Genomic DNA, 22874 nt, shown 5'->3' on the forward strand with positions numbered 1-22874 from the left:
ATCAATCTTTTGGGTCGAAACCGATACTCACCGAATTGATGCAATAACGTTGCCCAGTAGTTTCCCTTGGTCCATCATTGAACACATGGCCCAAATGGCTTCCGCAATTGGTACATAGGGTTTCGGTGCGGATCATGCCGTGGGATGTGTCACGAATGTACTCAATGGCACCTTCAACCGCTTGATCAAAGGAAGGCCAGCCACAACCACTTTCAAATTTATGGTCGCTTTCAAAAAGCTTGGCATTACAAGCTTTGCAATGGTAGTCGCCGTTTTCAAAATGTAGGTTGTATTCGCCGGTAAAGGGCCTTTCGGTACCTTTTTGCCTCAAAACATAATATTCCTCACGGGAAAGCTCATTTTGCCATTCCTGCTCAGATTTTTGAACACCATATTTTTTGTCCATGTATTTATTTTTTTGTGTCGGGGATAAAGTTAAGGGCTACGCCGTTAATACAATGTCTTTTTCCAGTGGTTTCCCTTGGTCCATCATTGAACACATGCCCCAAATGCCCACCGCAAACGGCGCAATGCTCTTCTGTTCGGGCAACGCCGATCTTGTAATCCACGTCATAGGCAACGTTACCTTCAATTTCTTGATCAAAACTGGGCCAACCGGTCCCGGAATCAAATTTATGTTCGCTACGGAAAACGGGCGTGCCACATCCTGCACAAACGTAGGTGCCTTTTGTTTTGATTTTGAGTAGATTACTGGAAAAAGCATTTTCTGTCGCTTCTTTGCGAAGCACATAATACTGTGCGTCTGTCAATTCGGAACGCCATTCCGCATCCGTTTTGTTGACCTTGAAAGTGGTTTCTTTTTTATTTTCTTTTTTCTCTTCCTGTGAGGTTCCCTTGCAGCCAATAAAAACAACAAGTACCATCAATAGCAATCTTTTTCCCATGTTTCGTTTTTATGAATAGACGGTTAAAATCCGCTATCCTTTCAGAATTGATTTCGATTTAACAAAAAAGTCCCACTGAAAAACAATGGGACTTTAAGGTAACACTTTAAAAGGAATCAATTCAGATCCAATTTCAATACTTTATCTTCTTTAATGCCCAAGGCGGACATTACGTTTTCAATTTTGGAGGTGTCCAATTTGGATGATGTGGCATATTCGCTTGGTATGAACACGATCCTGAAAATCTGGTTGTCGGTAAACCCTGAGTCCAAAGTGGAAAGGTCAAAATTACCGTCTATAAAAAGTTCCAAATCCACAAAAGTGTGTGCAAATACATATTGCATGGTACCTTCTGGCAAGAAGAAATTTTGTGGTAATTGGCTCCAGGCATCAGCAGTGGAACCATCGGAAAGGTCGATCACACCATCATGACGGTAAACCAAAACGGCATCGGATTCGAAAACTTCAAAATCCGTAATGTCCGAAAACGTGATCAAGGTGCTAAAAAGGTTGGAGCCGGCATCATAATCGAAGGTCACACCCTCAACTTCCACCACTTGTCCTTGAATACCATCCAGACCGTCAAGTCCGTCCAACCCATCAAGTCCGTCATACCCGGGAGGGCCTTGTGGACCTTCACAGGCCACGGTAAACATTACTAGAACTGCCCCGAAAATTGTACTAAATTTATTCATGATTTTGGATTTTTGATTTGTCTTCATTTTTTGTTTGTTACTGCAAGAAAATCAAAAAGCGTTCCAATTTTTAAAAAATGTTGTTTTAATAGGCAAAGAAGTTGTCAATATCGAATTCTTGGCCAAAGATGTGTATTATTGTAAATCTTAAATCCTCATTTATGTCCAAGGTAGTTCCACACAGTTTTTTTACCGATTTTGATATCGACCTTTTTAAGGCCGGTAAACACTTTAGATTGTACAATAAATTGGGTTCCCATCTTACCGAAGTCAATGGGGTAAAAGGTGCCTATTTTGCCGTTTGGGCACCATCGGCCAAGTCGGTTAGTGTGATCGGGGACTTTAATTATTGGAATGCAGGGGAACATGAACTGAATGTGCGTTGGGACAGCAGTGGTATTTGGGAAGGATTTATCTCCGGTGTTGACAAAGGCACCAAATACAAATACAAGATCCATTCGCATAACAACGATATGTGGACCGAAAAGGCCGATCCGTTTGCTCGGTTTTGCGAGTTACCGCCCAATACTGCTTCATTGGTTTGGGATGCGCCCTACAAATGGAAGGACCAAGACTGGATGGACACCCGTGAGGATAAAAATGGCTTGGACAAGCCATATTCCGTTTACGAAGTGCATTTGGGTTCTTGGAAGAAAAAGCATGGTTGGGAGTCGCTCACCTATTTAGAAATGGCTGATGAGCTAGTTAATTATGTTGACGAAATGGGCTTTACCCATGTGGAGTTCATGCCAGTAATGGAATATCCGTACGATCCTTCTTGGGGGTATCAGCTCACCGGGTATTTTGCGCCTACTTCCCGATTTGGGAAACCAGAGGATTTTAAGGTTCTGGTGGATAAATTCCATCAAAAGGGCATTGGGGTGATCCTGGATTGGGTGCCATCCCATTTTCCTGAGGATGCCCATGGATTGGGCTATTTTGATGGTTCCCATCTATATGAACATCCCGATAGAAGAAGGGGTTACCATCCGGATTGGAAAAGCCTCATCTTCAATTATGGAAGGAACGAAGTTCGGGCCTTTTTGATCAGTAACGCTGTTTTTTGGTTGGATCAATACCATGTGGATGGATTACGCGTAGATGCCGTTGCCTCCATGCTATACTTGGATTATTCCAGGGAAGATGGTGAATGGGAGCCCAACATGTATGGCAACAACGAGAATTTGGAGGCCATGTCTTTCCTTCGGGAAATGAACCAAGAAGTATATGCCAGTTTTAAAGGAATACAAACCATTGCTGAGGAATCCACCGCTTTTAGCGGTGTAACCAAACCAGTCCATTATGGCGGTCTTGGCTTTGGTATGAAATGGATGATGGGTTGGATGCACGATACCTTGGAGTTCTTCAAAAAAGAGCCTATTTATCGGTCTTATGATCTGAATAACATCACCTTCGGTTTGACCTATGCCTTCACCGAGAATTTTATGTTGCCCCTCTCGCATGATGAGGTGGTCTATGGCAAAAATTCGCTTTTGTACCGCATGCCAGGTGACGAATGGCAACGTTTTGCCAATTTAAGGTTGATGTTCGGATACATGTTCACCCACCCTGGTGCTAACCTGTTGTTCATGGGTGGTGAATTCGGTCAATCCTCAGAATGGAACTTTTTGCAAAGTCTGGATTGGCACTTGACCCAATACGCTTTCCATTCAGGAATACAGGAAACCGTAAAGGATCTGAACAAAATGTATAAAAACAATCCGGCCTTATATGAAAATCAATTCAACCCGGCAGGATTCCAATGGATAGAATACAACGATCATGAAAATTCGGTCATTTCCTTCATCAGAAAGGGCAAAGATCCCAAGGATGACCTCATCGTTGTCTGTAACTTTACACCTGTTCCCCGAGAAAATTATAGGGTAGGGGTACCCAAAACATCGGCCCTTAAATTGGTTTTCAACAGTGATGATACAAGGTACGCCGGTAGTGGAATGGGTAAGAAAACCATGAAGCCTGCAAAGACCCCTTGGAACGGACACTACCAATCAGTTGTGATGACTTTACCGCCATTATCAGTGGTGGTGTACAAGTAACCAACATACTATAACGTTATAGTTTATTGAAGTTCACAACATCTTTTTCATTATTCGCGCTAATGTGTTTCTTTTGTTAGCCTCAATTGACCAGAGATGATAACCAACACGGAAATAGAGAGAAGAGGGAACCAGTTCCCCAACCATATAGTCGATTTTAAACAAGAAAACGACAAGATATACTTCACCACCCAAAACGGGGTGATCCTACAGATAACCATACTCAGAGATAGTGTGGTACGATTTCGGTACGCAACCGAGTACGTTTTTGAACCCGATTTTTCCTATGCCATCAGCGAAGATGTGAACTTGGGCTACAACGAACTCAAGGTGAAGGAAGAAATTCCCGAATATGTGATCACTACATCCAAGATCAAGATTTATGTGAACAAAACGGACCTAAAGGTCCAGATCACCGATTTGAAGGATGTGGTGCTGAACGAAGAAGAACTGGGCTTCCACTGGGAAGAGAACTTTGATTACGGTGGAAACATCGTAAAAATGAGCAAGGTCTGTCATTCCGGTGAAAGTTATTACGGAATGGGGGACAAGGCCTCTCACACCAACTTGAAGGGAAAAAGGGTGAACAATTGGGTGACCGATTCCTATGCTTATGGCAAGGATCAAGAGCCTTTGTACAAGGCCATTCCTTTCTATGTTGGGTTAAAGGAAGGTATCGCCTATGGTATTTTCTTCGATAACTCTTTTAGTACCTATTTCGATTTTGCCAACGAAAAAAGGACAGTGACCAGCTTTTGGGCCGATGGAGGAGAAATGAACTATTATTTTTTCTACGGTCCCAAAATGAGTCATGTGGTGGAATCCTATACCGATTTGACCGGAGTTCCGGAACTCCCCCCAATGTGGGCACTTGGGTTTCATCAATCCAAATGGAGTTATTATCCAGAGAGCAAGGTAAAGGAGATTGCTTCCGCTTTCAGGGAACACCAAATTCCTTGTGATGCCATTTATCTGGACATCGATTATATGGAAGGCTTTAGATGTTTCACTTGGAACAACCGCTATTTCCCGAATCCCAAGAAAATGATCGAGGAGATGGAGCAGGATGGCTTTAAAGTGATCACCATGATCGATCCGGGGATTAAGATAGACCGTGATTATTGGGTGTACCAGCAGGCCATGGACAATGGATTTTTCTGCCGAAGGGCCGATGGACCCCATTTTAAAGGGAAAGTTTGGCCAGGGGAATGCAAGTTTCCTGATTTCACCGATCCTGATGTACGCGAATGGTGGGCCGGATTGTATAAAGAAATGATCGCAGGTATGGGCGTTCGTGGCGTTTGGAACGATATGAACGAACCCGCCGTAATGGAAGTGCCCTCCAAAACGGCAAACTTGGACGTACGTCACGATTATGACGGTCATCCCTGTAGCCATAGAAAAGCACATAACGTGTATGGAATGCAAATGGTTAGGGCCACTTACGAAGGGGTCAAAAAGTTTACCTTCCCTCGTAGGCCTTTTGTGCTTACCCGCGCCGCTTACTCAGGAACACAGCGATATTGTGCCACTTGGACGGGGGACAACGTAGCCACTTGGGAACACCTTTGGATCGCCAACGTACAGATGCAACGCATGTGTATGAGCGGTTACTCCTTTGTGGGTTCCGATATCGGTGGATTTGCCGAGCAGCCCAATGGTGAATTGTTCGCACGTTGGATCCAATTGGCCATTTTCCATCCGTTTTGCCGAGTGCATTCCAGCGGGGATCATGGTGATCAAGAGCCTTGGTCCTTCGGGGAAGAGATTACGGGCATCGTAAAAGAATTTATTGAGTTGAGGTACCAATTGTTGCCTTATCTGTATACCATGTTCTACAAATACATCAAAGATGGCATGCCCATGCTACAATCTTTGGTGTTCTATGACCAAGAAGATCAACAGACCCATTTCCGTACGGATGAATTCTTGTTCGGGGAGCAAATGTTGGTTTGTCCGGTACAGGAGCCCAATGCCCAAGGAAGAAGAATGTATTTCCCCAAAGGCGATTGGTACAATTATTGGACCGATGAATTGGTTTCCGGTGGAATGGAACGTTGGGTTCCCGCCGAGATCCACAGGGTTCCGTTGTATGTGAAGGCCGGGGCGATGATCCCAAAATATCCCGTACAACAATACGTAGGGGAAAAAGCCATTACCGAGTTGGGCATTGATGTGTACTACAAGGAAGGCAATGAAAATTCCATCGTGTACGAAGACCAACAGGACGGGTACGATTACAAGAAAGGAAGGTACAGTCTACGTAGGTTCCGATTGACGGGTAGAAACAATGAATTGATCATACAACAGTTCAAGGATGGGAATTACATCACCCCGTATGAAAAATTCAAATTGACCCTTCACGGGTTGCCTTTTATCATCGGTACCGTTGAGTTGGACAATGAGGAAGTGAACTTGAAGGACATCAAATTGAATGGAAATAATTCCATTGAGGTCAGCAAGGATTTCACCGAGCTCCACATATTCGGAAAATAATTTTTTGTACTTTACTAGTACTAAACACTGTTAACAATATGAAAAAGTTAGTTCTATCCATAGCCGTTTTTTTGGCCGTTTTTTCCTGTAAAACAAATCCTTTTACGGGAAAAAGCACCTTGAATTTTTATTCGAACAGCCAAATGTTTCCGATGGCATTTGCCCAGTATGACGAGTTTTTGTCCGAGAATAAAGTGGTGAAGGGCACCACAGATGCCCAAATGATCACCAGGGTAGGGCAACGGATCGCGTCTGCAGCGGAACGTTGGTTGGATGCCAATGGTTATCCCGGGTATTTGAAGGATTACCAATGGGAATACAATTTGGTACAGGATGAGACCGTCAACGCTTGGTGTATGCCGGGCGGCAAGATTGTGGTCTATACAGGTATTCTGCCCATCACCCAAAATGAAACCGGAGTAGCCGTAGTAATGGGTCACGAAGTGGCTCATGCCTTGGCTGACCATGGCGCACAACGGATGAGTGCCGGAATGATCCAGCAAATTGGTGCGGTTGCAGGGAATGTTGCCATTCAAGATCCCGAGAAAAGAAACATGTTCAACACCGCTTATGGTCTGGGTTCAACTGTTGGGGTCATGCTGCCCTTTAGCAGAAGCCATGAAACCGAGGCCGACCGAATTGGGTTGCAAATCATGGCCATTGCAGGTTACAACCCGGATGAAGCGGCCAGATTGTGGGAACGTATGAAAGCACAATCAGGCGGACAGGCGCCACCAGAATTTTTGAGCACGCACCCATCCAACGATACCAGGATCAGTAATTTAACGGCCTGGGCCCCAGCTGCCAAACAAGAGGCAAGGAAATTTGGGGTAACTTCGTTCAAATAGCGTGAAAACCAAAAACACATAAAATGTCATTTCGGACAAAACGGGAAATCTGATAAATTATAGTTAGATTTTTTAAAATGAATTCGAGATGACATTTTTCTTTTAAACCACTACATATGGAACAGGTGTTGGCACTAAAGGGGACTAAAAAATTATTGAACGCTTGGGCGTTTTACGATTGGGCCAATTCTGTATATAGTCTTGTAATTTCATCGGCCATATTCCCCATTTTCTACGGTGCCCTTTTTCGGGTGGCGGGCATTGAAAAAGTGACCATTTTTGGTGGCGAGATTGCCCGCGCTCCCTTGATCAGTTATGTTACCTCCCTGGCATTCGTTTTTATTGCCATTGTTACTCCGTTAGTATCGGGTGTCGCCGATTATTTGGGCAACAAAAAGGTTTTCTTGAAATTTTTCTGCTACCTCGGTGCGGTTTCTTGCATTGGGCTGTATTGGTTTTCCTTGGAGAACATTTACTTCGGATTGGTTTGTTATTTCTTCGGATTGGTGGGCTTTTGGGTAAGTTTTGCCATCAATAATTCCTATTTGCCGGATATTGCCTATCCTGAACAGCAAGATCGGATCAGTGCCAAGGGTTTTTCCCTCGGATATATTGGAAGCGTCATCTTATTGGTCTTCAACTTGGCCATGGTCATGAAACCTGATGTGTTCGGCATCACCAATGAAGGTGAGGTAGCCGAGATCAAGGCCATGAAATACTCTTTTATTTCCGTAGGTATCTGGTGGATGCTTTTTAGCCAATACACGTTTGCCAATCTTCCGAAAGGATACAAAAGGGAAGGGGCAAGGCAACACATCATCCTGAACGGATTTAAGGAATTAAAAAGTGTGTGGCACCAGTTGGGCGAAAATGTCCGACTGAAACGCTACTTGGGCGCCTTCTTCGTATACAGTATGGCGGTGCAGACCATTATGTTGATCGCTACGTATTTTGGTGAGGAAGAAATTGCCTGGGGTACCGATAGTGAAAGAACTACAGGATTAATCATCAGTATTTTGGTCATTCAGTTGGTAGCAATCCTTGGTGCCACGGTAACGGCCTGGTGTTCCAAGGTTTTTGGTAATATCCGTACGTTGATCGTAATCAACATCATTTGGGCCATGCTCTGTGTGTATGCCTATTTTTTACAGACCCCGATGGATTTTTACACGGCAGCCGGATTGGTAGGCGTTGTGATGGGGGGCATTCAGGCACTTTCCCGCTCCACGTATTCCAAATTTTTACCCGATACCACCGATACCACTTCGTTTTTCAGTTTTTATGATGTGGCCGAAAAAATCGGAATCATCATAGGAACCTTTTTGTACGGAGTGGTGGCACAACTGACCGGTAGCATGCGAAACAGCACCATCTTTTTGGGTGTATTCTTTTTAATTGGTATCTTTTTGTTGATTAGGGTCAAATCCAAAGACTAAACAAATGAAACAGCTATTCACCATCGCCCTTGCATTCTTGTGTTTAGGGACAACACTTTATGGCCAAAAATCCTTGGCAGAACAATCGGGCTATCCTGCCGATGCCAAATTACTCATCATTCATGCGGACGACCTAGGGGTTCTCCATACGGTAAACCAAGCTACGTTTAAGGCTTTTGCCGAAGGGTCGGTAAAAAGTGCCAGTATTATGGTGCCCACGCCCTGGTTGGCCGAAGTGGCAGCCTATGCCAAGGCTCATCCGGATCATGATATGGGCATACACCTTACCTTGACCAGTGAGTGGGAATACCTTCGTTGGGGTCCGGTGGCCCCTGCTGGGCAGGTTTCCAGTTTGTTGGACGAGAATGGTTATTTCTACCCCGATTGTGCCCAGCTTTGGGAACATGCCAAAATAGAGGAAGTGGAGATGGAACTCAGGGCCCAGATCAAGAAGGCGATTGCCATGGGCATACAACCTACCCATTTGGACAGCCACATGGGGTGCTTGTTTTCCAGTGACCCTAGATATTATGAGTTGTATGTTAAATTGGCCAAGGAGTTTGGTATTCCAGCTATGGTGAACCATCAAATAGAACAGTTGGGTGGTGCGGACGGTACCAAGATGCCTGTGGTGATCAATGATATTTTGGGGGCCAATATCCCCGATTATGAGAACAGCATGGCCGACTATTATGCCAATGCGCTTCGCAACCTAAAACCGGGCCTGCATGTGATGATCATTCATTGCGGGTACGATAATATGGAAACCCAAGGGATGTCTTACAATCATCCATATTGGGGGGCGCAATGGCGCCAACAGGACTTTGATTTCTTCACCAGTGAGGCATGTGCCAAAATCTTGCAGGAGGAAAACATTCACGTAGTGACTTGGAAAGAATTGGGTTCCTTGCTGAAGAAATAAAGGATAATGAAAAGCATCGATTATGCTCCCTTTTGGGGGTATATGGATGTATTTTGTGCTTATATAAACAAGTTGAAGCTAGTGCTAATTATGACAATTTAAACCTAATAAGATGCCAACAAATCTTAATAATAAAGGATTAACTACATTTCCCGCTGTTCCCGCTGCGGAGATCCATCTTCATGTAGAAAATAACCAAATAACAGAAATACCTCCCTCAATTGGTTCCTTGGCCAACCTTAATAGATTTTACATCAGAAACAATAAAATCACCTCTATTCCCGCTGAGATTGGCAATTTAAATAAACTTCAACTTTTATTATTAGGAAACAATCAAATTTCAAATCTACCTATAGAAATTGGTAAATTAAATAATTTGGTTCAACTAAGAATAGAGAACAACAAAATAACAGAGTTGCCAAGAGAAATCGGCAACTTAACAAACCTGACCCATTTATTTCTCGAAAACAATCAAATTTCCTATTTACCGGAGGAAATTAAAAATTTGAAAAAACTTGTTCATCTATCTTTAGATGGTAACCCTATAGTCCTTCCAGAATCTTATGCAAAAAACAAACCCCAAGAAACCATAGCATACGTTCTTGAGCAACAAAATGACTTAGCCTCTAAGGATTCCCTCATCACCAGAAAGGCATACTATTTTACAAATGGAAATAAAGAAAGCGTAATAGACAAATACAAACATATTATCAATCAATTTGCATCCGACAAATCGGTTGATTTTATAGAAATAAGTTCTGCAAAGGAGGTTAAAAAAGATACTAATGTTGTTTTTATTATCGCTCCATTTGACGTACATCAAAATGAAAACTTAATTTTTGAAATTGCAGACAAATGCAAGAAACTTGGTGTTCGCTTTTTTGTGTTAACACAAAAGGGATTTATTGAGAAAGATTTTGATTCTGTAAATATAACCAAAGGAAAGGAGTTTGAAATCTTAGCTTCAACATTGAGCACTAGATATTCATCCGAATTTAATAATTTCAGTTCGTATGAAGAATTTGATAATTTGATCTTTGAAGCTTTAAAACAACACAAACCGAACATAAGACTTTCCAAATTGCACCTAATAAATATTGGGCACTTTTCAAATTTAGAATTAGACTTTAATAAAGATTTGACCTGTTTGATTGGGGAAAACGGGACAGGCAAAAGTACTATTCTGAGAGCTCTTGCACTTGCAGTTATAGGTCATAATCATAAGAGAATTGATGAAAAGGCAAAGATGGGCTTCCTAAAAATTCAAAACTTCACTGAGAGTGGGTTGATTTATAATGAGGGCTCTATTCGCTTAGATTATTCTATTGATGGAGATAAGTTCTATAATGAATTGAAATTTTCTGCTAATGACAATGGAAATGATATTTCGATTGTTCCAAATGGAGATTTTCAAATTGTATATAACAAATACAACTTAAAATCACTTATTGTGGGTTTCCCACAAGCACGTGGAAATGATGCAATAAATCAATCAGAGTTTATTTCTAATAAAATTACTCAACCTCATATAAATGATTTACTTCCCTTAATAAATAATTCTGACGATTTCAGGTTACGCTCATTTGCTGGTTGGATAGCAAATCTTTATTTTGATTCTGTCAAGAATAAAGAACACGCAAAAGAAGTTAGTAAAGAAGAATCTTTAATAAACGAAGCTTTTATTATCATTTCAAAAATCACCAAAAAAGGAATAAACTTTAAAACCGTCAAAGCTGTCGACCCGCCTGAAGTATGGGTAACTACTTATGATTCACCTAATGGAGTGCCATTGTATATGGTAAGCCAAGGTTTCAAGATCGTAATTGGTTGGATTGGATATTTACTTCAAAGATTTGTAAACACGTTTCCACTTTCAGAACCGAAATCTGCATTTAAAGAGAATGCTGTTTTAATTTTAGATGAAGTAGATACTTCGATTCACCCTGTATGGCAGTCTTCTTTTATTGATATTCTTAGGGAAACATTTCCTCAAACGCAGTTTATTTTCACGACGCACAGCCCTTTAATGATAGCTGGATTAGATAGAGAACAGTTTATTGAACTATCGATCGTTGAGAATGAAATAGTGGCTCTAAAAAATCAAACGGATACATGGTCCTTTACTTACCGAGACATACTTCAAAAGTTATTTGATACAGTCGACCCTGCACCAAAAAAAACTATTGAGGAATTAGAATTAATGTTGTCTAAATCATCCAATGCCTCTGAACAAGAGAGTATAAAAGAGAATATAAATAGGTTAAAAGAGAGCGAACAATTTGAGGATGAACTGGAACAATTTAGAGAAAAATTAGAGACCAAAGAAAAAGAGTTAGATGAATTAATCAAAAAATATAAAGACAAAACTAATTAGGATGCATTTCATAGGTAGAAACACATTTGCTAATGCACCCACCGTTGAACTTAATCAACTGCATTTAGAAGAACAGCAGAAATGGTTAGCCTATAAAACGTGGCTAAATACAAAATTGCCTCCACCAATTAATAAACCGGCAAGTAAATGGACAAGAGATTCTGTTAGGAACCCACTAACAGAGCTATTTAAAAATAATTGTGCTTATTGTGGCAACTATTCCGACAAAAACAATGACGGAGAAGTTGACCATTTCTTTCCAAAAGAATTAGACACAACAGCAACCTCAATTTATGCATGGGACAATTATGTTTGGGCTTGCCATTCTTGTAACAATAGGAAAAGAAATCATTATCCATTAATAAATCCTTGCGATGCAAATGAAACGGCTGAGATTTATTTTCATTCTTCAGATGGTCGTTATTTAGTCTATTCAAAAGCCTCAAACGACATTAAAGCAAAATTTAAATTAACAGAAGAACAGACCTACATCAATGGAAAAAAATGTCCAGAAAGAAGAAAAATTATTTTTAAGCAATTAGAGACTATTTATCTAAAGGACATAAACCTTTACAAGGAAATATACGACATCGAATTTGGTATTAATCCAAACTCAAATGACACTATGGTTATGTCTAACAAATTAGAACAAGCTATTCAAAACTTGAAAGAGTTCTTTGAAACAGAAGATTTTATTCTATTGAAAATGCAGACAATCGAAAACTTTAGACAAGCGAATATTCCGTTTACCTACACGTATGACGACTTTATTGAAAATTAATAAAAGCACTGGCTATAACACGGGTTTTGTGTCAGGCGGGCTGAAGTGCAAGCTTGAAGTTTTGTGCTTCTAATGAACTTTAGTTGTAATTTGAAGCTTTGTGCTTCGAAATCCGCCCAAATGCAAATCCCGAAACCGTTCTGTGCAATCTGAAAATCATAATGGAATTACAACCAATCAATGAAAATGTCGGAATTGAAGACCTAAATGATATCTTCGAAAAGTTCGATGAATTGAACACAAAACTAAATGATGTTGGATTGGAGATTTTCAAAAATGAAACTGACAGAAAATTATTATCCAAGCCAAGTCATTTTACATTTTCAATAGTTCACAGAGCAATCGAACTGAACAGAGGATTTAAAAATCTTTGCGATACAAATAATTGGATTACCGCGATTAATCTAATAAGATTACAGGCCGACAATTGTATGAGATTATATGCATTAGGTTTAGTTGCCGACCGACTTGACTTTTATAACAGAGTAATAAATGGAGAACACATAAGAAACATAAAAGACGCAGACGGAAATAAAATGACCGATATTTATCTTTCTAAAAAACTTGATGTTCTTTATCCTGGATTTAGGCTTCTTTATGAAAATTCAAGTGGACTAATTCATTTTTCAAAAGAACATATCAAAATAAATACTGATAAGATAGAAAATAATGATGATTTTATAATGCGCATACGATTAGCGGAAACTTCAGAGTTTTCAATCCACAAAAAAGTTGATTATGCTTTCAATATGTTCATTGTCGGAAAGGAGTTATTCAAACTCTTGAATGGCTACAAATTAAGTATGGCGGAATTTATGAAAAATTATGATTGAAAAAAGACTGCATACAACAATGTATAACCGCAATTACGGCGGATTCGACTATCCTTCGACTACGCTCAGGGCAGGCTCTAGAATCCACTCGGAATTGCTAACGTCAGTATCAAACCGAAAATTAACGCTTATTAACCCGTAACTGACGGTTATACGAGACCGTTGTATGCAATTTTATCAAAACTCACGCAGAAACAAATGGAAGTAAAATGCTTTAAAAATTTGGTCAATGAAAATTGTATTAAACTGAATCTTGAAAAGTTCAAAACTTCATATTTCAAAGATAGTAAAGACTCTATTACTTTCTTGATTTTGCGAAAATCAGGATATTCTACGAAATACTATTTGAGAGTAAAAACTGTATTAAAACCTCTTGAAAATAGTTTTGACAAATCTGAATTTATAAAACACGATATTTCCGATATTCTGTTAAGCCTTGATTCAGAAAATCCAGAGATTTTTGACCTTGAAAATAATATTTCTGACAATATTAGGACTGAAAAAATTAACGCATTTTTCCAAAACAATGTAAATAGGTGGCTGAAAATTCTTGAAAATAAAGAAACTGTAAAATCTGAATTTACTAAAAATGGATTTTTTTATTACCCTATACGAAACAAAAACTTAAAATAAACACCTAATAATAACCAAGAAAAACGTTGCACAACAATGGCTATAAGTAATTGCTTGTCCTCTCCCAAATTGAAGATTCCAACGGAATTTTCAATTTGGTGCATACATGCAAAGTTAAATGCTAATCCACGTAACTACTCATAACCGATACCGTTAGCGGGCATTGCCAACGATGGTTTCAAAAACAATTAATACATGTAATTATTAAGTTCTTATAGCAAATGCAAAAGTATTCCGTTTTGATATGTGTGATCATCTCCGTGCTTTTTCTTGTTATTGCCACCCTGTATTATCCGGGCGGTTCAATCCTTGATAAAAATGCTGTCGGCTTTGACTGGTCAAAGAATTTTTTCAGCAACTTATTTTTACCTAATGCACTCAATGGTTCTGAGAACCCTGCAAGGATTTGGGCGCTTATCGGCATGGTCTTCAATTCAATTGGATATGGACTTTTCTTTATTCATACCTCTCGTAAAATACCCCATAAGCATACAAAGTTGGTTTTAATATCCATTGGTGTTATTAATATGCTTTTCACCTTTCTTATTGCCACTCCCTTGCATGACATTATGGTAACGGTTTCAAGTACACTGACCATGATTGGATTGTTTTACATTACCATCTTTATCTTAAAAACAAAGATTCACTGGTTAAAGTTGTTTTGCATAGTGAGTCTACTCATTTTTTATTCCACTTTGTATTTGTATGGTGCTGGGAACTGGGGATTGTTGGCTGTAATGCAGAAAGTCACTTTTCTATGTTTTATGTTGTTGGTTTTGACTATCGAATATTTTACGAAGGCTGAAGATTTTCATCAAAACAAAACTGACCAAGTGTCAAAAACGACCCGCTAACATCACTCATGCACATGCAGGCTTTTAGGGCTTCGATTGACAAAAAGTGTTACATTTAAACTCAGTCCTTCGCAGGAAGTTCAGAAGTAAAAATCTCAGTCCGTGTATAACTGAGAACCGTTGGCGGTAATTAAAAAAAGAACAAATCGATAAATAAATAGACAAAATAAAGTTTGACATAATGTTTACAGTAGAACAAATCGAATCTGCTCACGGGAAAGTTAAATCAGGAGCTGATTTCCCAAATTATATTCAAGAAATCAAGAGAATAGGAGTCTTATCTTTTGAAACTTGGGTTGTTGACAGTCACACTGAATATTTTGGAGAAAATGGATTTCAAACCAGCTCTAAACCAAAATACGAGAATTTAATAATTGCAGACATTTCTGATAAAGACAAATTTGGAGAATATTTAAAAATCCACCAGAAGGGAAAAACCGATTATTTCACATTCTGTAATCATTGTGCAGAAACAGGAATCGAAAAATGGAATGTTGATTTAGAGAAAATGACTTGCACGTACTATGATAAAGCAGGAAATGAAATTTTAGTAGAAATTGTACCGACCATATAGAATACAGCGAACAGCCAACATAGTGTACAAGCAATAGCGGTATAGTGCTATTTGAAGTTCAGTAACTTAAAACCCGTAACTGACGGTTATACGAGACAGTTAGGCAAAATAAAAGGAATCCTAGCAACAAAAGAATTACTTATGAAAATATGCAAAGTCAATGTCCTAAAATTTATGGCTATTATAATTCTAATAATTTCCTTTTTTATAGCCTGCAGTCAAATTCAAAACAAATCAGAAACAAGCACGCAAACTAAAGCTGAAATATTCAATTCATATTTATCTGAATTACATGATAGGGGACAATTTAATGGAAATGCGCTAATCATAGAAAATGGCGAAATCGCATATCGGGGAACATTCGGAATAGGAAATTTTGAACCTATTGATTCATTGAAACTGAATTCTGTTTTTAGGTTAGGCTCCGTCAGCAAGCAATTTACGGCTATGGGGATTATGATGTTGAAAGAGGAAGGTAAGTTAACGTATGATCAGGACATACGGGATTTTATACCAGAGCTTCCCTACAAAGGAATAACAGTAAGACATCTGCTGAATCATACCTCTGGCTTGCCGGATTATTCAAGGATCATGAACGAACATTGGAAAGTAGAGTTGGCATATGATGATCCGGAAAAATTTATATCTGGCAATGAAGATGTTATAATGATGTTGTGTGAATACAAACCCACTGTCCATTTTACACCTGGGGAAAGATGGGAGTATAGCAATACTGGTTACAATTTACTTGCTACTATTATTTCAAGAATTTCTGGTATGTTATTTAATGAATATCTGCAAGAACATATTTTTATACCTGCTGAGATGACTAGCACTTTGGTTTATAAATATATCCCAGGTTTTGATGATAAAATGCCAAATCGGGTTTTTGGCTTTGGGACCAAATTTAACGGTATCGACAGGTTTACTACGGATTCTCATTACCTAAATGGTGCCTTTGGAGAAGGTGGAATATATTCTACTTTGGAAGACCTTATGAAATGGGACAGAATATTATATAATGATGTTCTTGTTTCAAAACAAACTTTGGAGGAGGCATTTTCACCAGGGAAACTGAATAATGGAAATTTAACGGATTATGGCTTTGGTTGGTTCATTGATAAATCACCAAACAATAAGAAAGTAGTCAAACACATGGGTGGTTGGGCAGGTTTCTTAACCAATATTTATCGTGAAATAGAAGAAAATAACTGTATAATAACATTAACCAATAACAATACGAGGTATTTCAATATAGATGATGGTTTAATCGATATTCTACACAACAAACCACCTAAATTCCCAAGAATATTTATTGCTGACGTAATAGGGAAAAAAGTTCAGAATGAAGGAATTAAAGCCTCTATACTATACTATAAAAAACTAAAATCAGAGCAACCGGATAACTATGTTTTTAATGAATATGAACTTAATTTTCTAGGATATGAATTGCTTGAAGATAAAAAGGTAGATGAGGCCATCGGTATATTTAAATTGAATATGGAGGAATATCCAAAATCTGCCAATGTTTATGATAGTTACGCAGATGCATTACTGTCAAAGGGAGATACGGTAAATGCCTTGATAAATTTCAAAAAAGTTCAAGACATTGATTCTGCTTTTTTTGAAATAAAGAAGAAAATTAATGCTATTGAAAAAAATACTATCCTTAACAATGACAATAATTAATTGCTGGTCAATACATTCAATAGTGCATGTTATCCACATAAAAAATGCCCCTCAATTAGGGGCATTTTCACGTTTTTTGTCCCGATGGCTATCGGGAGGTGATGATTAAACTCCTGATCAGCCTTTGGAAATATCTCCTGAACCTGATGATTTGGTGTTGATTTTTTTAGGGTTGCCACGATAATGGATGTCACCAGAACCGGATACCCTGGCATCGATGGCTTGGTTGGCCGTAACCCTAATGTCCGCAGAACCGGAAACGTTGGCCTTTACATATTCGGCTTCCAATTCATACGCCTTAATATCCCCTGAACCGGACACGGAAACTTCCAATTCATTGGCTTTTCCAGCCAAGTTGATATCGCCAGAACCAGCTAGTGACGCTTCTACATTCGTGGCTTCAACGGTTAGGCTGATGTCCCCGGAACCAGCAATACTGGTACTGAAATCGTTGGATTTAATAGTGGTCTTGCCCACAATGTCGCCAGAACCTGAAAGACTAACGGAACTGATGGATTCTACAGGAACGGTGATCTTAATGCCCCTATTCCAAGAAGAAGGCCTTAGGTTCACATTGTTCTCGGTCTTGATCACGAGTTTACCGTTCTTTACTTCGGTTACGATATGCTCCAAAAGGTTAGCCTCGCCATCCAAGGTGATTTCACCTTCCTTACCGGCTACTAGGTCCACATCGAACCAACCTGCCAAGGAAACCCCGTCATATTCCCCAACGGAACGTTCAATGGTAACATAATTTCCGTCCCCATTAACCTTTTTCCACCATTGTGCCTGTGAAACCGTAACCGCGCTCAATGCAAGTGCCAGTGTGATGATTTTTTTCATGATCTTGTGTTTTAATTGTTTTTTGATTTGATATTAATTTTGAAAAAATGTGATGCCTCCGTAATCGCTGGTAATGCTGACTCGTTTGCCTGAGTTTGCCTTACCGTAGAAGCCTTTGTAATATTTTTCGTTTGATTTTTCCCTGCTGATGTTGATCTCAAAATCCTCCTTGCCGCTTACGCCTGCATATTCCGTAGTGATTTCAAAGTCAAAGTGGTAATCGGGGTGGTACCCAATCTTGATACCGGTATAATCGGTACGTATTTCAACGTTCCCAGCATCTGGGGCCAATTGGTCGATCTTGATGGAACCGTAATCGCTGTTCACCGATACATCGCCATGAACCTTACCCAGTTTAATTCCGATATAGTCGCCATTGCCCTGTACATTTTTCACTTCTTTGGCCTCCATGGAACCGTAGTCGCTGGAGTAGGAGAGATTGCCCATTTCCCCTATGACAGCGTTGGTATAATCGGCCTTTATGGTCAGGTCGCCTGCTTTTTCAATGGTAAACCCAGAGTAATCGGCCACTATCTCGGCACTGTTGATATAATCAAAAGTAGACCGGGAGGTGTAATCGAAACGGAGTTCGTTGTTACGGCCACGTAGTTCGCCAATTTCCATTTTGCCATAGTCACAGCTGATCTTGGCGTGTCCATCTATTCGGTCCAAGAAAATGCTGCCGTAATCGTTGTTGAGGTTTACGCTGTTCTTCACGGGCAGTTTAATGGTGTAGTTTACCTGTACGCTCACACTGTTGCGTTTACCCCAGTTCCATCCCCAGCCATTGTTGCGATCCCCAAAAAGGGTTCTGGCGGATACCATGCTGGAACTGTTCTCAAATTCCACATCGATTTCGTTCAAACGTTCCACAACACGTTCCTCATTGTTGCCATTGGTCTTGATGTGCACCTCGATCTCTACCCGGTTTTCGTTCCAGGAAGTAATGTTGAGGTTACCATAACTGTTGCTCACTTTAAAAAGGGCGTCGGAGTTTACGTTGAATTCCTTTTTAATGGTCTTCTCCTTGGTATACTTACCGTCCATGTTATCACGGTCTACACTTGCATTGATGGCAATGGGAATCAAAGCCAAAGCGAAAAGGATATTCTTAAATAATAAAGCTTTCATCTTTTTGTGATTTTAAATTCTTGATGTTTTCTATTTGGCTCAAAACTTCTTTCAATAAATCGATTCGGGTCTGGAAATTGATGATCATGGCATTCAGGATGATTTTGCTATCCCCACCGTTGACCAAATCGTGCTCAAGCGCCGTGTAATCTTTCTGTAATCTTTGCAATTGTGCCAAAGTGTCGTCTACCAGTTGGGCGGTCTCTGGCGATTTTTCGTCCTTTAGTTGTTGTACTTGTTGCTCGATCACGTTGGCAAAATAGAACTCGGTCTTGGACACCTCGGGGGCAATTTCCACCACTTGTTCCTTCAAAGAAGGCGTTGGTCCGAAGGCTTGGTACCCCAAAATGGCCACCAAGGCTATGGATGCCGCTATGGAAAGTGGTTTCCACCAGGTAGGTCTCTTTTTGTTTAGGGATACAGTGCCGTTGGCCTGGTTCAATTTTTCCAAGAACCGTTGTTGGTGTCCCAATTGTGGTTCTTCCATGTCAAACGCTCCCTGTAACCTTTCAAACAAATTGTCTATACTATCCTTCTTCATAACTAAACATTTAAGGTCAATTTATTTCTAAGGCTTTCTTTGGCCCTCGAAATGGTGGTTCTACAATTAGCATAGCTAATGTTCATTATTTCACTTATTTCTTCGTAATCGTACCCTTCAATTAAATGTAAGGTCAAAGAAACTCTGTAATTGTCTTTCAAACTTTTCATGGTTTCCATTACTTTTTGAGCCTTCAGTTCTGTATAACCATTTTGATCCGAAGCAACTCCATCATTATCTTCGACCTTGTACATTACATCATCCAAATCCACAGTCCAATTTTTCTGCTGCTTTTTGTAATGATAGATACTGTTATTGATCACGATCCGCTTTAACCAAGCCCCGAAGGTGACGTCCCCCTTGAAGGTATCCAGTTTGGTGAATGCGCTCAGGAACGATTCCTGCATCACATCCTCGGCCTCTGCTGGATCTTTTACAATCCTAAAGGCAGTGTTGTACATAGCCTTGTAATAGCGATTGTAAATCTCTAATTGCGCGCTGGGTTTTCCCTGTTTGCACAACTCGAGCAGTGCATCAATATGTTCATTTATGTGGCTCAAAAAATGAATGGTTTGTCTAATAGATTGTGGAATTTACCAATTGTTACACTTTTTTCTAAAAATTTACTTTTTAATGGCACAGGAATTGCCTTTTAAGAGGGGGTTAAAAGCCTAAAATCCATAATTGTTGTTGATAATGAGGGTGTTGAATGGGTTTTTAATTAGATTTAATTTGATGTTTTTTTGTCGATTATGACAAAATGACCGAAAAGAAGATACAGGAGAGATGAAAATATCAAAATTTGACAATATTGACTTTCAGGGATTGGACGAAGATGCGGAATTGATTCCGTTGCTTACCCCTGAAGACGAGGAACAGATGAACAATGAGGCGTTGCCGGACACCTTGCCCGTGCTGCCCCTACGCAATACCGTTTTGTTTCCTGGTGTGGTGATTCCCATTACCGCAGGAAGGGACAAATCCATCAACTTGATCAAGGATGCCAACAATGGCAGCAAGACTATCGGTGTGGTTTCCCAAAAGGATGAACTTACCGAAAACCCAGGGGTAGAGGATATCAATACCTTGGGAACGGTGGCCCGTATCCTAAGGGTGTTGCAAATGCCGGATGGCAATACCACGGTCATCATTCAAGGTAAAAAAAGGTTCCAGATTGAGAGCATCGTTTCGGAAAAACCCTATTTGACCGCCAAGATCAAGGAGGCCAATGAGGAAAGACCGACCAAAGGCAGTAAGGAGTTCGAGGCCATCATCGATTCCATCAAGGATCTGGCCTTTAAGATCATTAAGGACAACCCGAACATTCCAAGTGAGGCCACTTTTGCCATCAAGAACATTCAGAGCAATTCGTTCTTGATCAATTTCGTGTCCTCCAATCTGAACCTTTCGGTAGCGGAGAAACAGCAATTGTTGGAGATTCCGAACCTTCAGGAAAGGGCATTGGCCACCCTGAAGTACATGAACATGGAACTCCAAAAACTGGAATTACGCAACGATATCCAGAGCAAGGTCCGTAGTGATATGGACCAACAGCAACGGGAGTATTTCCTTCACCAACAGATGAAGACCATCCAAGAAGAGTTGGGTGGCATCTCTTATGAAGAAGAGGTGGACGAAATGCGCGAAAAGGCCAAAGGCAAAAAATGGAGCAAGAAGGTGCAGGAGCATTTTGAGAAGGAACTGGGTAAAATGCAGCGCATGAACCCCCAAGTTGCCGAATACTCCATCCAACGTAATTATTTGGACCTGATCTTAGATCTGCCTTGGGACAATTATTCCAAGGATAAATTCGACCTAAAAAGGGCGCAACAGATTTTGGATCGCGACCATTATGGTTTGGAAGATGTAAAACGAAGAATCATTGAATACTTGGCCGTCCTTAAATTGAGGAACGATATGAAATCGCCCATTCTTTGTCTGTACGGACCTCCCGGGGTGGGTAAAACCTCGTTGGGTAAATCCGTAGCGGAAGCTTTGGGTAGGGAATATGTGCGCATGTCCTTGGGTGGATTGCGCGACGAGGCCGAAATCCGCGGACACCGCAAAACCTATATCGGTGCCATGCCCGGTAGGGTGATCCAAAGCTTGAAAAAGGCCGGTACGTCCAATCCAGTTTTTATTTTGGATGAAATCGATAAGCTGTCTAACAGCCATCAAGGAGACCCTTCATCAGCTATGCTGGAGGTATTGGATCCCGAACAGAACAACGAATTCCATGACAACTTCTTGGAAATGGGCTATGACCTTTCCAAAGTCATGTTCATTGCCACGGCCAATAGCTTGTCTACCATTCAGCCTGCATTGTTGGATCGTATGGAGATCATCAACGTGACCGGTTATACCATCGAAGAAAAGGTAGAAATCGCCAAACGTCATTTGTTGCCCAAACAATTAAAAGAACACGGCTTATCTGCCAACGATTTAAAAATCGGCAAGGCCCAATTGGAAAAGATTGTGGAAGGCTACACTAGGGAGTCCGGCGTTCGGAACTTGGAAAAACAATTGGCCAAAATGGTGCGGTATGCTGCAAAATCCATCGCCATAGAGGAAGAGTACAATATTAAGATCTCCAATGAGGATGTGGAGAAAATATTGGGTCCGGCCCGTTTGGAACGCGACAAGTACGAGAACAATGATGTGGCCGGTGTGGTCACCGGTTTGGCGTGGACCAGTGTGGGGGGAGATATCCTTTTTATCGAGTCCATACTTTCCAAAGGAAAGGGCCAACTTAACATTACCGGTAATTTGGGCCAGGTGATGAAGGAATCTGCCACCATTGCCATGGAGTACATCAAATCCAATGCAGAGTCATTTGGCATAAACCCCGATGTGTTCGATAAATACAATGTACACATCCACGTGCCCGAAGGAGCCACTCCAAAAGATGGCCCAAGTGCAGGTATCACCATGCTAACGTCTTTGGTGTCCCTATTTACTCAACGCAAGGTGAAAAAGAGCTTGGCCATGACAGGAGAGATCACCCTTAGGGGTAAGGTTTTGCCAGTGGGTGGTATCAAGGAAAAAATCTTGGCCGCGAAAAGGGCAAGGATAAAAGAGATCATTCTGTGTGAGGAAAACAAAAAGGACATCGAGGAAATCAAGGCAGATTACCTGAAAGGGTTGACCTTCCATTATGTGACCGATATGAGTGAGGTAATTGATATAGCCGTGACCAACCAGAAGGTGAAAAATGCCAAAACACTGTAATTGGATGATGGGTGTCATAAAATTATCATGACAT

20 protein-coding genes are annotated in these 22874 nt (G+C 40.5%); 13 read left to right on the plus strand and 7 right to left on the minus strand.

The window, feature by feature from the left end:
• Position 1 precedes the first annotated feature (1 nt).
• The 3 genes from msrB (LKX84_RS13090) to LKX84_RS13100 form a co-directional block, all read right to left on the minus strand.
• A complete protein-coding gene (msrB, locus tag LKX84_RS13090) occupies positions 2-406 on the minus strand; it encodes a peptide-methionine (R)-S-oxide reductase MsrB (protein WP_228237618.1) in 405 nt (134 codons plus the stop codon).
• A gap of 4 nt (positions 407-410) precedes the next feature.
• Positions 411-905 carry a peptide-methionine (R)-S-oxide reductase MsrB gene (gene msrB / locus LKX84_RS13095; RefSeq protein ID WP_228237619.1) on the minus strand — a complete coding sequence of 165 codons (495 nt, stop codon included), beginning with the start codon at positions 903-905 and terminating at the stop codon, positions 411-413.
• 116 nt (positions 906-1021) lie between these two features.
• Positions 1022-1600 (minus strand): collagen-like protein, encoded by a 579-nt coding sequence (locus LKX84_RS13100; protein WP_228237620.1) that lies wholly within the window; start codon positions 1598-1600, stop codon positions 1022-1024.
• 161 nt (positions 1601-1761) lie between these two features.
• On the opposite strand from LKX84_RS13100, the gene glgB reads away from it, so the two are divergent.
• The 12 genes from glgB to LKX84_RS13160 all read left to right on the plus strand — a co-directional run bounded on the left by glgB (position 1762) and on the right by LKX84_RS13160 (position 17097).
• Complete coding sequence (gene glgB / locus LKX84_RS13105; protein WP_228237621.1) at positions 1762-3657, plus strand: 1,4-alpha-glucan branching protein GlgB; 1896 nt, start codon at positions 1762-1764, stop codon at positions 3655-3657.
• Positions 3658-3753: 96 nt separating this feature from the next.
• Complete coding sequence (locus tag LKX84_RS13110; protein ID WP_228237622.1) at positions 3754-6153, plus strand: glycoside hydrolase family 31 protein; 2400 nt, start codon at positions 3754-3756, stop codon at positions 6151-6153.
• A 38-nt stretch (positions 6154-6191) separates the two neighbouring features.
• The gene (locus LKX84_RS13115; protein ID WP_228237623.1) at positions 6192-7001 is read left to right on the plus strand and encodes a M48 family metallopeptidase; all 810 of its coding nucleotides are present in this window, start codon (positions 6192-6194) and stop codon (positions 6999-7001) included.
• A 116-nt stretch (positions 7002-7117) separates the two neighbouring features.
• The gene (locus LKX84_RS13120) at positions 7118-8437 is read left to right on the plus strand and encodes an MFS transporter (protein ID WP_228237624.1); all 1320 of its coding nucleotides are present in this window, start codon (positions 7118-7120) and stop codon (positions 8435-8437) included.
• 4 nt (positions 8438-8441) lie between these two features.
• Positions 8442-9359 carry a polysaccharide deacetylase family protein gene (locus tag LKX84_RS13125; protein ID WP_228237625.1) on the plus strand — a complete coding sequence of 306 codons (918 nt, stop codon included), beginning with the start codon at positions 8442-8444 and terminating at the stop codon, positions 9357-9359.
• A gap of 112 nt (positions 9360-9471) precedes the next feature.
• On the plus strand, positions 9472-11733 hold the full coding sequence (locus LKX84_RS13130) for an AAA family ATPase (RefSeq protein WP_228237626.1): 2262 nt from the start codon (positions 9472-9474) through the stop codon (positions 11731-11733).
• Position 11734: 1 nt separating this feature from the next.
• Positions 11735-12514, plus strand: a complete 780-nt coding sequence (locus LKX84_RS13135) for an HNH endonuclease (protein ID WP_228237627.1) — start codon at positions 11735-11737, stop codon at positions 12512-12514.
• Positions 12515-12675: 161 nt separating this feature from the next.
• A complete protein-coding gene (locus tag LKX84_RS13140) occupies positions 12676-13347 on the plus strand; it encodes a hypothetical protein (protein WP_228237628.1) in 672 nt (223 codons plus the stop codon).
• A 198-nt stretch (positions 13348-13545) separates the two neighbouring features.
• The gene (locus tag LKX84_RS13145) at positions 13546-13980 is read left to right on the plus strand and encodes a hypothetical protein (RefSeq protein ID WP_228237629.1); all 435 of its coding nucleotides are present in this window, start codon (positions 13546-13548) and stop codon (positions 13978-13980) included.
• Between the two features lie 221 nt (positions 13981-14201).
• Positions 14202-14834, plus strand: coding sequence for a hypothetical protein (locus LKX84_RS13150; RefSeq protein ID WP_228237630.1), 633 nt, complete (start codon positions 14202-14204; stop codon positions 14832-14834).
• Between the two features lie 181 nt (positions 14835-15015).
• Positions 15016-15408: a DUF1398 domain-containing protein gene (locus tag LKX84_RS13155; RefSeq protein ID WP_228237631.1), complete on the plus strand. Its 393-nt coding sequence runs from the start codon at positions 15016-15018 to the stop codon at positions 15406-15408.
• 141 nt (positions 15409-15549) lie between these two features.
• Positions 15550-17097 (plus strand): serine hydrolase domain-containing protein, encoded by a 1548-nt coding sequence (locus LKX84_RS13160; protein WP_228237632.1) that lies wholly within the window; start codon positions 15550-15552, stop codon positions 17095-17097.
• A gap of 117 nt (positions 17098-17214) precedes the next feature.
• On the opposite strand, the gene LKX84_RS13165 is transcribed toward LKX84_RS13160, so the two are convergent.
• The 4 genes from LKX84_RS13165 to LKX84_RS13180 are packed head-to-tail and all read right to left on the minus strand — an operon-like array spanning position 17215 to position 20172.
• Positions 17215-17940 carry a head GIN domain-containing protein gene (locus LKX84_RS13165; protein ID WP_228237633.1) on the minus strand — a complete coding sequence of 242 codons (726 nt, stop codon included), beginning with the start codon at positions 17938-17940 and terminating at the stop codon, positions 17215-17217.
• Between the two features lie 33 nt (positions 17941-17973).
• Positions 17974-19071 carry a hypothetical protein gene (locus tag LKX84_RS13170; RefSeq protein WP_228237634.1) on the minus strand — a complete coding sequence of 366 codons (1098 nt, stop codon included), beginning with the start codon at positions 19069-19071 and terminating at the stop codon, positions 17974-17976.
• Positions 19052-19612, minus strand: coding sequence for a hypothetical protein (locus tag LKX84_RS13175; protein WP_228237635.1), 561 nt, complete (start codon positions 19610-19612; stop codon positions 19052-19054). Before LKX84_RS13175 ends, LKX84_RS13170 begins: the two co-directional genes overlap by 20 nt.
• Positions 19613-19614: 2 nt before the next feature.
• Positions 19615-20172 (minus strand): RNA polymerase sigma factor, encoded by a 558-nt coding sequence (locus LKX84_RS13180; protein ID WP_228237636.1) that lies wholly within the window; start codon positions 20170-20172, stop codon positions 19615-19617.
• 226 nt (positions 20173-20398) lie between these two features.
• On the opposite strand from LKX84_RS13180, the gene lon reads away from it, so the two are divergent.
• On the plus strand, positions 20399-22840 hold the full coding sequence (gene lon / locus LKX84_RS13185) for an endopeptidase La (RefSeq protein WP_228237637.1): 2442 nt from the start codon (positions 20399-20401) through the stop codon (positions 22838-22840).
• The last annotated feature ends 34 nt before the right edge of the window (positions 22841-22874 follow it).

The organism is Allomuricauda sp. M10 (assembly GCF_020782875.1).
GTDB lineage: Bacteria > Bacteroidota > Bacteroidia > Flavobacteriales > Flavobacteriaceae > Flagellimonas.

Bases quoted from the DNA above. Each gene is read 5' to 3' on its own strand.
- LKX84_RS13100 (WP_228237620.1), bottom strand. From the start codon at position 1,600: ATGAATAAATTTAGTACAATTTTCGGGGCAGTTCTAGTAATGTTTACC.
- glgB (WP_228237621.1), top strand. From the start codon at position 1,762: ATGTCCAAGGTAGTTCCACACAGTTTTTTTACCGATTTTGATATCGAC.
- LKX84_RS13140 (WP_228237628.1), top strand. From the start codon at position 12,676: ATGGAATTACAACCAATCAATGAAAATGTCGGAATTGAAGACCTAAAT.
- LKX84_RS13130 (WP_228237626.1), top strand. From the start codon at position 9,472: ATGCCAACAAATCTTAATAATAAAGGATTAACTACATTTCCCGCTGTT.
- LKX84_RS13145 (WP_228237629.1), top strand. From the start codon at position 13,546: ATGGAAGTAAAATGCTTTAAAAATTTGGTCAATGAAAATTGTATTAAA.
- msrB (WP_228237618.1), bottom strand. From the start codon at position 406: ATGGACAAAAAATATGGTGTTCAAAAATCTGAGCAGGAATGGCAAAAT.
- LKX84_RS13150 (WP_228237630.1), top strand. From the start codon at position 14,202: ATGCAAAAGTATTCCGTTTTGATATGTGTGATCATCTCCGTGCTTTTT.
- LKX84_RS13160 (WP_228237632.1), top strand. From the start codon at position 15,550: ATGAAAATATGCAAAGTCAATGTCCTAAAATTTATGGCTATTATAATT.
- LKX84_RS13155 (WP_228237631.1), top strand. From the start codon at position 15,016: ATGTTTACAGTAGAACAAATCGAATCTGCTCACGGGAAAGTTAAATCA.
- LKX84_RS13125 (WP_228237625.1), top strand. From the start codon at position 8,442: ATGAAACAGCTATTCACCATCGCCCTTGCATTCTTGTGTTTAGGGACA.
- LKX84_RS13115 (WP_228237623.1), top strand. From the start codon at position 6,192: ATGAAAAAGTTAGTTCTATCCATAGCCGTTTTTTTGGCCGTTTTTTCC.
- lon (WP_228237637.1), top strand. From the start codon at position 20,399: ATGAAAATATCAAAATTTGACAATATTGACTTTCAGGGATTGGACGAA.
- LKX84_RS13135 (WP_228237627.1), top strand. From the start codon at position 11,735: ATGCATTTCATAGGTAGAAACACATTTGCTAATGCACCCACCGTTGAA.
- LKX84_RS13165 (WP_228237633.1), bottom strand. From the start codon at position 17,940: ATGAAAAAAATCATCACACTGGCACTTGCATTGAGCGCGGTTACGGTT.
- LKX84_RS13170 (WP_228237634.1), bottom strand. From the start codon at position 19,071: ATGAAAGCTTTATTATTTAAGAATATCCTTTTCGCTTTGGCTTTGATT.
- LKX84_RS13175 (WP_228237635.1), bottom strand. From the start codon at position 19,612: ATGAAGAAGGATAGTATAGACAATTTGTTTGAAAGGTTACAGGGAGCG.
- LKX84_RS13120 (WP_228237624.1), top strand. From the start codon at position 7,118: ATGGAACAGGTGTTGGCACTAAAGGGGACTAAAAAATTATTGAACGCT.
- LKX84_RS13110 (WP_228237622.1), top strand. From the start codon at position 3,754: ATGATAACCAACACGGAAATAGAGAGAAGAGGGAACCAGTTCCCCAAC.
- msrB (WP_228237619.1), bottom strand. From the start codon at position 905: ATGGGAAAAAGATTGCTATTGATGGTACTTGTTGTTTTTATTGGCTGC.